The sequence below is a fragment of the Micromonospora endophytica genome (assembly GCF_003236305.1).
GTDB lineage: Bacteria > Actinomycetota > Actinomycetes > Mycobacteriales > Micromonosporaceae > Micromonospora > Micromonospora endophytica.
The window spans coordinates 1-11108 of record NZ_POTX01000201.1 but is presented as its reverse complement, the minus strand read 5'-3'; the positions used below and the strand labels follow the sequence as shown (position 1 = coordinate 11108).

The window sequence follows — 11108 nt, the reverse complement described above, 5'->3', positions numbered from 1 at the left end:
GCCGTGGGCAGTGCGGGCTTGGCGGCACACGCCGGCGGCTTCGAGTTCGGCGGCGACGCGGGCGGCGTCGGCGGCGTCGGCGGTGAGGAAGACGCAGGTCGGCCCGGAGCCGGAGACGATGCCGGTCAGGGCACCGGCGGCCTCGCCGGCCTTGAGGGTGGCGGCCAGGCTGGGGCGCATGGCCAGCGCGGCGTCCTGGAGGTCGTTGCCGAGGGTGGGGGCGAGCACCCGGGGGTCACGCTGGCGGAGTGCGGCGAGCAGCCCGGCGGTGCTGCCGAGCGGCGACCCGGCGGCACCGGTCTCCCGCAGCCGGTCCAGTTCGCGGTACGCCTGCGGGGTGGAGAGCCCGCCGTCGGCGATGGCGACCACCCAGTGCCAGGAGGTGGGGCGGGCCAGCACCGGGCTGACCGCCTCGCCCCGGCCGGTGCCCAGGGCGGTGCCACCGTGGATCAGGAAGGGCACGTCCGAGCCGAGATCGGCGGCGATGCCGGCCAGTTCGTCACGGGAGAGTCCGGTGCCCCAGAGCGCGTCGCAGGCGACCAGGGCGGCGGCGGCGTCGGCGCTACCGCCGGCCAGCCCACCGGCGAGCGGGATCTGCTTGCGCAGGTGCAGGCGGGCGTGCGGCATCACGCCGGCGTACCCGGCGAGGGCGTGGGCGGCCCGAATGATCAGGTTGGAGTCGTCCAGGGCGAGTTCACCGGTGCCTTCACCCTCCATGGTGAGGGTGAGCGTGTCGCCACGCCGCGCGGTCAGCTCGTCGTAGATCGAGATCGCGTGGTAGACGGTGTTCAGCTCGTGGTAGCCGTCCCGGCGCAACGGGCCGACCCCCAGGTGCAGGTTGACCTTGGCGGGCACCTTCACTCGTACCGGCCCGCTGGCGCCGCGCGGTTCGTCGTCCTCCGGTCGCCACGCCTCGGTCACGGGGTGATGTCCTGGACACGCAGCCGGACGTCAGACGGCTTGGTCACGATCAGCTCCTCAGCGGAGTCGGCGGAGTCGGCGACGGGCACGGCGTCAGCCTACTGCGCGCCGGCGGCGGCCTCCGGGGCCGACGCGGCGATGGCGGCGAACTGCTCCACGGTGAGTGACTCGCCGCGTGCGCCGGGGTCGACACCGGCGGCGGTGAGCGCCGCGGCGGCCCGGTCGGCACCGCCGGCCCAACCCGCTAGGGCGGCGCGCAGCGTCTTACGGCGCTGCGCGAAAGCCGCATCCACCACGGCGAAGACCCGTTTCCGGGGTACGTCCGACCGGGGTGGTTCGCGGCAGGTGAAGGCGACCAGACCGGAGTCGACGTTCGGCACCGGCCAGAACACGTTCGGTGGCACCTTGCCGGCGGCGCGGGCGCGGGCGTACCAGGCGAGCTTGACCGAGGGGATGCCGTACACCTTGGAGCCGGGACCGGCGACGAGTCGGTCGGCGACCTCCTTCTGCACCATCACCAGCCCGTGCCGGAGGCTGGGCAGTGCGGCGAGCAGGTGCAGCACCACCGGCACGGCGACGTTGTAGGGCAGGTTCGCGACAAGTGCGGTGGGGGCCGGGTCGGCCAGTTCGGCGGCGGTGATCCGCAGCGCGTCGGCCTGGTGCACGGTGAGCCGGGCGGCGTCCGGGCCGGCGTGCCGGGCGGCGGTGTCGGGCAGCGCGCCGGCCAACGCCGGGTCGATCTCCACGGCGTGCACGTGCGCGGCGACCGGCAGCAGGGCGAGGGTGAGCGAGCCGAGCCCGGGCCCGACCTCCAGCGCCACGTCGTCGCCGGTGAGCCCGGCGGTGGTGACGATCCGGCGCACGGTGTTCGGGTCGTGCACGAAGTTCTGGCCGAGCTTCTTGGTGGGGGCGACACCGAGCCGGGCGGCGAGGTCCCGGATCTCCGCCGGCCCGAGCAGATCAACGGCCATACGCACAGCCTACGGCTAAAGGAGGGGCCCCCTATTAACGCCTCCGGTAGAGCAGGGGCCCCCTGTTAACACGACGAACGCATCGCGTGGCGCGGTCTGCGACGGGTGGACGTCAGCGCCAGGGGCCGAAGGCCCGCTCACCGTTAGCAGAGATCGCGGCGCAGAGCTCGTCGAGGTCGGCGCCGGTGGTGGCGGCCAGCGCCCGGACCGTCAGCGGGATGAGGTAGGACGCGTTCGGCCGGCCGCGGTGCGGCACCGGAGTGAGGTACGGCGCGTCGGTCTCCACCAGGATCTGGTCGAGCGGGGTCAGCGCGGCGGCCTCGCGCAGCGCTCCGGCGCTGGCGAAGGTGACGGTGCCGGCGAAGCTGAGCAGGTAACCCCGGCGGACGCAGTCGGCGGCGAACTCGGCGTCCCCGGAGAAGCAGTGCATCACCACGGTGTCGGGTGCGCCCTCGTCGTCGAGAATGCGCAACACGTCGGCGTGGGCATCCCGATCATGGATCACGAGCGTCTTGTCGTACCTTTTGGCGATGGCGATGTGGGCGCGGAAGCTCTCCTCCTGCGCGGACCGTCCGTCGTCGCGGGTGCGGTAGAAGTCCATTCCGGTCTCGCCGACGCCTCGGACCCGGTCCCGGGCGGCCAGCGTCTCGATCTCGCGCAGCGCGGCGTCGAGGTCGGGCAGCCGGGGCGCCTCGTTGGGGTGCAGCGCCACGGTGGCGAGCACGGCGGGGTGCCGGTCGGCCACCTCGGCACCCCACCGGGAGGACGCGACATCGACGCCGACCTGCACCAGCCGGTCGACGCCCACGCCGGCGGCGACGTCGATCGCCGCGGTGACCGGGTCCGCGGCGGCGCTGCCACCCGGTACGCCGACCTCGCTGACGGTGATGTCCAGGTGGGTGTGGCTGTCCAGCACCGGCTGCGGCAGCGGCTCGGGTGCGGGCGGGAACTCACCGGCGCGGCGGGCCGCGCGCTGGCTGCGGGACTCGTTCGGCTCGCTCATCTTGCCGACAGCATCACACATCGGCCGAGTGCACCCGGCCGCCACCCGGTGTGCACCCCGACTACGCCCCGTCCCCTGTGATACGAGCGGGGCGTCTATGAGGTGTGGACGGCCGATGCCGATGTCACCGCCGACCAGATCGTGGACTACCCGTATCTGCTCTGCCGGACCCCGGCGGTCGGTCAGGAATATCGGTCCTCCGCCGGGGAAGGCTCGGTCTCCCGTCCGGACACAGGAGGAAGCGATGCCCTTCATCACCGTCGGCACGGAGAACTCCGCGCCCATCGACCTGTACTACGAGGATCACGGTTCCGGTCAGCCGATCGTGCTGATCCACGGGTTCCCGTTCAACGGGGCGACGTGGGAGAAGATCTCCGGACCGCTGCTTCAGGCCGGATACCGGGTGATCACGTACGACCGGCGCGGTTTCGGTAATTCGGCGCAACCGGCGTACGGGTACGACTACGACACCTTCACCGCCGACCTCGACGTACTGATGACGGAACTGGACCTGCGTAACGCGATCCTGGTCGGCCACTCGATGGGCACCGGTGAGGTGACCCGCTACCTCGGTTCGTACGGGTCGGACCGGGTGGACCGGGCGGTGCTGCTGGCGCCGCTGGCGCCGTACCTGAAGCAGGCGCCGGACAACCCGGAGGGTGTCGACCCCAGCCTCTTCGAGGGGTTCAAGCAGGCGATCATCAAGGACCGGTTCGCCTACCTGACCCAGTTCTGCAACTCCTTCTTCAACTACGACGAGAACCGGGGCAAGCTGGTCAGCGAGGAGGCGTACCGGGCGCACTGGGACATCGGTGCGCGGGCCTCGGCCAAGGGCACCCACGACTGCGTGGACGCCTGGGGCACCGACTTCCGGGGCGACGTGTCCCGGATCGACGTGCCGGTGTTGATCGTGCAGGGTGACAAGGACATGGTGCTGCCGTACCCGAAGACCGGTCAGCGGCTCCAGCCGATGCTCGCCGACAGCCGGCTGGTCACCCTCAAGGGTGCCCCGCACGGCACGCCGTGGACCAACGCCGACGAGGTGAACCAAGCGATCATGGAGTTCATCGGCGCGCCGGCCATGGCCCGGGCCTGACATCTGTTGAGACGACGACGGGCGCGACCTCTCCGGGTCGCGCCCGTCGTACGTGGTCAGCCGCTGAGGCGGGCCAGTTCCTCCTCGACGATCGAGGGGTCGAGCTTACGGAACACCGGTTTGGGTGCCGCGAGCTGCCGGCCCACCGCGAGTGGTACGGACTCCCACCGCGTGCCCTGGGTGTAGTCCCCGGTCAGCACCGGGTAGCTCGGCCCGACGTCGAGGTCGTCGACCTCCTCGATTACCGGCATCGGGGCGTGCACGCCGGTGCCGCCGAGCAGTTCGTGGATCTTCTGCGCGGAGTGCGGCAGGAAGGGGGTGAGCAGCGTGTTGGCGTCGCTGACCACCTGGAGGGCGACGTGCAGGATGGTGCCCATCCGGGGCTTGTCCGCCTCGCCCTTGAGCTTCCACGGCGCCTGCTCGGAGAGGTACTTGTTGGCCTCGGCGACCACCTTCATCGCTTCGCCGATGGCCTGCTTCTGCCGGTGCCTGGCGATCAGGTCGCCGACCGTGGCGAAGCCGGCGCGGGCCACGGCCAGCAGCGCCTCGTCGGCCTCGGTGAGCCCGTCCGGGCCGATCGGCGGGATCTCGCCGAAGTTCTTCGCCGCCATGGAGACGGACCGGTTGACCAGGTTGCCCCAGCCGGCGACCAGTTCGTCGTTGTTGCGCCGCAGGAACTCGGCCCAGGTGAAGTCGGTGTCGTTGCTCTCCGGACCGGCCACCGCGATGAAGTACCGCAGCGCGTCGGCGTCGTATCGCTGGAGGAAGTCGCGAACGTAGATGACCACCCGGCGGGAGGACGAGAACTTGCGTCCCTCCATGGTCAGGAACTCGCTGGAGACCACTTCGGTCGGCAGGTTGAGCCGCCCGAGCCGGCCCGGCTCGCCGTCCCGGCTGCCCTCGCCGGAGTAACCGGCGAGCAACGCCGGCCAGATCACCGAGTGGAAGACGATGTTGTCCTTGCCCATGAAGTAGTAGGCCTGGGAGTCCTTGCCCTCGCCGTCGGTGGACCACCACTTGCGCCAGGCTTCCGGGTCGCCGGAGCGGCGGGCCCACTCGATGGACGCGGAGAGGTAGCCGATCACCGCGTCGAACCAGACGTAGATCCGTTTGTCGGCACGATCGCGCCAGCCGTCGAGCGGGATCGGCACGCCCCACTCCAGGTCACGGGTGATGGCCCGGGGGTGCAGGTCGTCCAGCAGGTTCCGGGAGAACCGCAGCACGTTGGGCCGCCAGCCTTCCCGGGTGTCCAGCCACTGCCGCAGGACGTCGGCCAGGGCGGGCAGGTCGAGGAAGAAGTGCTCGGTCTCGACGAACTCGGGAGCCTCCCCGTTGATCTTCGAACGGGGGTTGATCAGATCGATCGGGTCGAGCTGGTTGCCACAGTTGTCGCACTGGTCGCCCCGAGCGCTGTCGTAGCCGCAGATCGGGCAGGTGCCCTCGATGTACCGGTCGGGCAGGGTCCGGCCGGTGGAGGGCGAGATCGCGCCCATCGTGGTCTTCGGCACGATGTAGCCGTTTCGGTACATCCCCTCGAACAGCTCCTGCACCACGGCGTAGTGGTTGCGGGTGGTGGTGCGGGTGAACAGGTCGTAGGAGAGGCCGAGCCCGTGCAGGTCCTCCACGATCACCCTGTTGTACCGGTCGGCCAGCTCACGCGGCTTGAGCCCCTCGGCATCGGCCTGGACCTGGATCGGGGTGCCGTGCTCGTCGGTGCCGGAGACCATGAGCACGTCGTGGCCGGCCATCCGCATGTACCGGGCGAAGACGTCGGAGGGAACGCCGAAACCGGAGACGTGGCCGATGTGGCGTGGGCCGTTGGCGTACGGCCAGGCCACTGCCGCGAGAACGTGACTCATGACCAGCAAGCCTAGTGACCCGCCCGGGGTGGCTGCGAACCAATACGGGTGACGGCGTCGGCGGGCGGGGCGTTCCTGTCGACATCCTGGTCCGATTTGTCGCCGACACGCGGCCTGAGCTGCCAATCCAGGCATCGCTGACGGTGTCCAATGAACCGCGTGACTGGCAACAGAGCCACCCGCGACCCCGAAGACGGACTCCCCGCCGAAGCTCGGCCGGACCCGCGTACCCCGGTGGTGACGCCGCCGCAGCCGCGGGCCGTGCCCGGGGGTGGCGAGGCCCCGGGCCACGCCTCGCCGCCCGCCGTGCAGCTGGAGCCGACCACCGGCGCGCCGGTGGACGCGCTACCCCGCCGGGTCCCGGTCCGGCCGGCCGGCCACCGGTACGCCCCCGACGCCGCTACGCCGGATGACGACGACGCCTTCTGGGCGCCCATCGAGGAGGTGCACTGGGACGGTACGCCGGTGCGGCCGGAGGCGACCGGCGACACCGCCCCCTGGTGGCGTCGGGCCTGGCCGAAGCGCCGCCGCCGGGCGGCCGGCAGCCATCCACCGGACCCGCTGCCGGGGCTCGCCGCGCTGGTCGGGCTGAGCCTGGCCGCGACCTTCTTCGCCTGGGTCAGCGCCGGCCCGTTCTGGGTCGCGGTCGGGCACGCCACCTCGGGCACGGTGGTCGTCACCGAGTGCTCCGGCGGCGGCCTGAGCCAGCGCTGCCGGGGCATCTTCGCCGCCGCGGACGACGCGTTCCGCAGTCACGGGGTACGGATCAGCGGGGTGCCGGCGCACCGCACGGCCGCCGGGGAGGCCCTGCCGGCCCGGGTGACCGGCCCGGACGGCGGGACCGCGTACGTCGATCGCGGGGCCGGTGTCCACCTGCGCTGGCTGCTCGGCCTGCTGGCGGTGCTGGGCTGCGGCGTGGGCATCGCGCGGTGGACCGGAGCGACCCGGTTGTCCACGCCACGGGCCCGGCGGCGAGCGGTCATCGCTTCGCTCGCCGGCCCACTCGCCATCATGCTCGGCTTCCTGGCCTCGGCCTGGTAGCCCGGCGACCATTTGTTAAGAGGGGGCCCCTCCTCTACCCGAGGCGTTAACAGGGGGCCCTTCCTTACACCTGGTGCACGAGGGTGTAGACGTCCCGTCGCCGCAAGCCGAAAGTGTTCGCCACCTCGGTGATCGCGTCGCGCCGGCTGATGCCGGTGGCCTCCCGCTCGGCCACCGCGGCGCGCAACGCGTCGTCGTCGGGGCGGGTCGCGGGCGCGGCCGGGGCGCCGGCCACGACGAGGGTGATCTCACCGCGCGGGTCGTTCTCGGTGGCCCATCGGGCCAGCTCACCGAGGGGGCGACGGCGCACCTCCTCGTACGTCTTGGTCAGCTCCCGGCACAGCGCGGCGGGCCGGTCGGCGCCGAACGCGTCGGCCAGGTCGGCGAGCGCGGCGGCGACCCGGTGCGGTGCCTCGAAGAGGACCAGGGTGCGCTCCTCGGTGGCCAGCGCCCGCAGCCGGGTACGACGAGCGCCGGGCGTACGCGGCAGGAACCCCTCGAAGCAGAACCTGTCGCTGGGCAGCCCGGACAGGGCCAGGGCGGTGGTGACCGCGCTGGGGCCGGGGGCGGCGGTGACCGGGACACCGGCCGCCACGGCGGCCCGGACCAGCCGGTAGCCGGGGTCGGAGACGCTGGGCATCCCACCGTCGGTGACGAGTGCGACCACGTACCCGGCGGTGAGCACGTCGACGAGTTCCGGCGTACGCCGTTCCTCGTTGCCCTCGAAGTAGGAGACGACCCGCCCGGCGATCGTCACGTCGAGGTCGCGGGCGAGCCGACTCAGCCGGCGGGTGTCCTCGGCGGCGACCACGTCGGCGGTGCCGAGGACGTCGCGTAGCCGGGCGGAGGCGTCGGCGGGGTTTCCGAGCGGCGCGCCGAGCAACACCAGGCGGCCCGAATCGGTCATTTCACCCAATGTCCGCCACTCCTTCATCGACGCTCGTACCGGATTTGGGGACGACTGACGCCACCGGCCCCCTCCGCAGCCTACGATCGCCGGGTGACGAGTGCGTCGACAGCAGAGAGCGCCAGCGCGGACCAGCCGGATCCGGCGTCCACGGCAGCCACTGCCGAGCCCACCGACCCGAAGCCCGACCGGGTGCCGGAGCTGGTCCGCCGCCGGCTGGCCACCGTGGAGGACCGGCTGGACGGGCACTCCTGGCTGGCCACGATGTTCGTGGTGGCGATCGCGGCGATCATCAGGTTCGCCAACCTCAGCCACCCGCCCGGCAAGATCTTCGACGAGATCTACTACGCCCGCGACGCCTGGGCGCTCATCGACCGGGCCGTCGAGTGGAACTACAAGGACAACGGCCCGTCGTACGTGGTCCACCCGCCACTGGGCAAGTGGTTGATCGGCCTCGGCGAGTGGGCCTTCGGCTACTCCGACGCCGAGCACGGCATCTCGGTGCCCGGACAGCTCTGGACCACCGCGCCCGAGTTCGGCTGGCGCTTCTCGGCGGCCCTCATCGGCACGCTTGCGGTGCTGCTGCTGATCCGGACCGGCCGCCGGCTGTTCCGCTCGACCATGCTCGGCTGCGCCGCCGGCCTGCTGCTCGCCCTGGACGGCTTCCACGTGGTGCTGTCCCGCACCGCGCTGCTCGATGGCTTTCTGCTCTTCTTCGTGCTCGCCGCGTTCGCCACGCTGGTGCTCGACCGGGACGCGACGCGTCGGCGGTGGGCCCGGGCGCTGGCGGCGGGCCTGGATCCCACCGCGCGGGGGCGCGCCGGTCGCCCACCAGGTGGCTGGCGGAACTGGCCCTGGTGGCGGCTGGCGACCGGGGTGCTGCTGGGTTGCGCCTTCGCGGTGAAGTGGAGCGCGCTCTTCTTCGTCCCGGCGTTCGCGCTGCTGATGCTCCTCTGGGACGTCGGTGCCCGACGCTCGGCCGGGGTGCCTCGGCCGTGGCGGGCGACGATGCTCGACGGGTTCCCGTCGATGGTGCTCGCCGGCGTGCTGATGCTCGTCACGTATGTGACGAGCTGGTCGGGCTGGCTGTTCAGCCAGGAGGGCTACTACCGGCTCGCCGAGCGGTACCCGGGGGCGGGGCTCAGTGACACGCCGGTGATCGGCCCGCTGTGGAATCTGGTGAAGTACCACCAGGCCGCGCTGGGCTTCCACAACCAGCTCGACGACGCGCACAAGTATCAGTCCTGGCCGTGGCAGTGGCTGTTGCTCGGCCGGCCGGTGGCCTTCCACTGGCAGTGTGAGGGTGTCTGCGACGCCACCAGCCGGACCGAGGAGGTGCTGCTGCTCGGCACGCCACTGCTGTGGTGGTCGTTCCTGCCCGCGCTGGTGGCGCTGGTCTGGCTCGGCCTCGCGCGGCGGGACTGGCGGGCCGGCACGCTCCTGCTGTTCGTCGGTGCGGGGCTGCTGCCCTGGTTCTGGATCGCCCTCGACGGCCGGACGATGTTCTCCTTCTACGCCGCCCCGGTACTGCCCTTCCTGGTGCTGGCGGTGGTCTACGTGCTCGGCGCGATCGCCGCACCAACCGGTCTGAGCGGGACACGTCCGACAAGCGGCTTCGACGAGGAGGCCAGCCGGGACCGCCGGCTGGTCGGCGCGGTGATCGTCGGGGCGTACCTGGTGCTTGTCGTCCTCTGTTTCGCCTACTTCTATCCGATCTTCGTCGGCCAGGGCCTGCCGTACGCCGAATGGTCGGCGCGGATGTGGTTGGGCGGACGCTGGATCTGACCACGGCCACGGCCCCGGGAGCGACGCCCGGGGCCCGCCGGCTGAGCATCCGGGCCCACACCGAGCGGAGAACTGGGCCGCTGAGAACCCAAAAAGGACGCGCCCCGATCGCCTGCCACGGGGGAAGCGGGCGATTGGGGCGCGCATCCAAAGCTTAACCACCCATGACCAGCGGCACAACGGGGCAGCCGGGGTCAGATTTCCGACGACCTCCGATCGCTGCGAAGATCCACGCCCGCCGACCACCGCTGGTGACCAGCCACAGACGCTGCGCTCAGCCCTTTCTCGGGCGAGGTGGCAGCCAGCCGAAGAAGCGTTTCTGGAGTGCGGCCGGCCCGTGTGCACGCAGATCCTCGGCGGCAGCGGCCAGGCAGGCACCGAGGTAGACGCTGAGCATTGCCCGGTCGACGCCGTACTCGCTCAACAGTCGGACGCGTTTGGCCTCACACGGCCAGTCGGCACCGCAGGATCCGCAGGTCCAGTCGGGCGACACCGGAGCGTGTTCCCCCCGCGCCGGCTCGGCACTGCTGTCCATCCGGGTCACCGGTACGTCTGAGCGATTCGCGACACTCGTCATCGCGCTCCCTTCCGCCTCCACCTCGACGGCGGCCAAGCATCGCCGTCGACCGACACATCACCCCCCACGAACACCAACCCAGCAGCGTCCAGGCACACTTCGGCGTTACGCGTCGGGTACGTTGACCAGACGTGGCCACCCGTGACCCACTCCCGCATAGTCGATCGCCGATGGTCGACCTTACGGTGACGGAGCGTCGAATGCATCCCTGCCGGTCCGGCGATGCGTGACCTACTGCCCTCGGCGGTGGCGGTCGCGGTGGCTGAGCCGGACGACTGGACCGGCCACCTGTACGCCACGGAAGCCGCCGGTCTCGGTGATCGCGCGGTGACCAGACGGCGGCGTGACTTCACCGCTGGCCGGGTGTGCGCCCGCCGCGCCATGACCCTGCTGGGCCTGCCACCGGTCGCCGTGCCCGCCGCCGCCGACAGGTCGCCGATCTGGCCGCCGGGCACGGTCGGCACCATCACCCACACCCTTGACTACTGCGCCGCCGCCGTGGCGCGGAGCAGCGAGGTCCGGTCGGTGGGAATGGACGCTGAACAGCACAAGGAGCTCAGCCCCGGGGTACGCCGCATGATCTGCCTGCCCGAGGAGGTGGAACGGTGCGAGCGACTGCCCTCCGGCATCTCCTGGCCGGCAGTGGTGTTCAGCGCCAAGGAGACGGTCTACAAGATCTGGCATCCGCTCGTCGGCACCTGGCTGGATTTTCACGACGCCTTCGTCGAACTCGATCCCGAGGGCGGGACGTTCACCGCTCGGATCGCGTCGGCCCGCCTCGACGCCGCCCCGGTCGGCGACCCTCCGGCCAGGATCAGCGGCCGGTTCGTGGTGGAGGCCAGCCTCGTCCGCACCGCCGCCGCGCTGCTCCCGCCCTGGCTCTTATACACATCTGACGCTGCCGACGATAAGGCCCGGCTGCGCTTCCGTGACCACGCCGTCGGTGAG

Annotated in this window: 9 protein-coding genes and 1 pseudogene; 4 read left to right on the top strand and 6 right to left on the bottom strand. The window is 71.6% G+C overall.

The window, feature by feature from the left end; all coding sequences use genetic code 11:
* The 3 genes from C1I93_RS23305 to C1I93_RS23290 form a co-directional block, all read right to left on the bottom strand.
* Positions 1-921, bottom strand: a 921-nt coding sequence (locus C1I93_RS23305; RefSeq protein WP_111245427.1) for a 4-(cytidine 5'-diphospho)-2-C-methyl-D-erythritol kinase, incomplete at its 3' end; no start/stop codon positions are given.
* Positions 922-1019: 98 nt separating this feature from the next.
* Positions 1020-1892, bottom strand: coding sequence for a 16S rRNA (adenine(1518)-N(6)/adenine(1519)-N(6))-dimethyltransferase RsmA (gene rsmA / locus C1I93_RS23295; RefSeq protein WP_111245426.1), 873 nt, complete (start codon positions 1890-1892; stop codon positions 1020-1022).
* Between the two features lie 112 nt (positions 1893-2004).
* Entirely contained in the window at positions 2005-2895 is an 891-nt protein-coding gene (locus C1I93_RS23290; RefSeq protein ID WP_111245425.1) for a TatD family hydrolase, read from the bottom strand.
* A gap of 244 nt (positions 2896-3139) precedes the next feature.
* Here C1I93_RS23290 and C1I93_RS23285 point away from each other — a divergent pair, with 244 nt between their 5' ends.
* A complete protein-coding gene (locus C1I93_RS23285) occupies positions 3140-3991 on the top strand; it encodes an alpha/beta fold hydrolase (protein WP_111245424.1) in 852 nt (283 codons plus the stop codon).
* A gap of 56 nt (positions 3992-4047) precedes the next feature.
* On the opposite strand, the gene metG is transcribed toward C1I93_RS23285, so the two are convergent.
* Positions 4048-5850 (bottom strand): methionine--tRNA ligase, encoded by a 1803-nt coding sequence (gene metG / locus C1I93_RS23280; RefSeq protein ID WP_111245430.1) that lies wholly within the window; start codon positions 5848-5850, stop codon positions 4048-4050.
* A 150-nt stretch (positions 5851-6000) separates the two neighbouring features.
* Here metG and C1I93_RS23275 point away from each other — a divergent pair, with 150 nt between their 5' ends.
* Positions 6001-6891, top strand: coding sequence for a hypothetical protein (locus tag C1I93_RS23275; RefSeq protein WP_223256460.1), 891 nt, complete (start codon positions 6001-6003; stop codon positions 6889-6891).
* 64 nt (positions 6892-6955) lie between these two features.
* Here the strand turns inward: C1I93_RS23275 and rsmI are convergent, their stop codons facing one another.
* Complete coding sequence (gene rsmI / locus C1I93_RS23270) at positions 6956-7798, bottom strand: 16S rRNA (cytidine(1402)-2'-O)-methyltransferase (protein ID WP_420811765.1); 843 nt, start codon at positions 7796-7798, stop codon at positions 6956-6958.
* 93 nt (positions 7799-7891) lie between these two features.
* Between rsmI and C1I93_RS23265 the strand changes: the two genes are divergently transcribed.
* Positions 7892-9583, top strand: coding sequence for a dolichyl-phosphate-mannose--protein mannosyltransferase (locus C1I93_RS23265; RefSeq protein WP_111245422.1), 1692 nt, complete (start codon positions 7892-7894; stop codon positions 9581-9583).
* A 274-nt stretch (positions 9584-9857) separates the two neighbouring features.
* Here C1I93_RS23265 and C1I93_RS23260 read toward each other — a convergent pair whose 3' ends face one another.
* Positions 9858-10160: a hypothetical protein gene (locus tag C1I93_RS23260; protein WP_223256459.1), complete on the bottom strand. Its 303-nt coding sequence runs from the start codon at positions 10158-10160 to the stop codon at positions 9858-9860.
* Positions 10161-10382: 222 nt separating this feature from the next.
* Here C1I93_RS23260 and C1I93_RS23255 point away from each other — a divergent pair.
* Positions 10383-11033: pseudogene (locus C1I93_RS23255) on the top strand (4'-phosphopantetheinyl transferase family protein); the annotation flags it as partial.
* Between the last annotated feature and the right edge of the window lie 75 nt (positions 11034-11108).

Bases quoted from the DNA above. Each gene is read 5' to 3' on its own strand.
- rsmA (WP_111245426.1), bottom strand. From the start codon at position 1,892: ATGGCCGTTGATCTGCTCGGGCCGGCGGAGATCCGGGACCTCGCCGCC.
- C1I93_RS23290 (WP_111245425.1), bottom strand. From the start codon at position 2,895: ATGAGCGAGCCGAACGAGTCCCGCAGCCAGCGCGCGGCCCGCCGCGCC.
- C1I93_RS23285 (WP_111245424.1), top strand. From the start codon at position 3,140: ATGCCCTTCATCACCGTCGGCACGGAGAACTCCGCGCCCATCGACCTG.
- metG (WP_111245430.1), bottom strand. From the start codon at position 5,850: ATGAGTCACGTTCTCGCGGCAGTGGCCTGGCCGTACGCCAACGGCCCA.
- C1I93_RS23275 (WP_223256460.1), top strand. From the start codon at position 6,001: ATGAACCGCGTGACTGGCAACAGAGCCACCCGCGACCCCGAAGACGGA.
- rsmI (WP_420811765.1), bottom strand. From the start codon at position 7,798: ATGACCGATTCGGGCCGCCTGGTGTTGCTCGGCGCGCCGCTCGGAAAC.
- C1I93_RS23260 (WP_223256459.1), bottom strand. From the start codon at position 10,160: ATGACGAGTGTCGCGAATCGCTCAGACGTACCGGTGACCCGGATGGAC.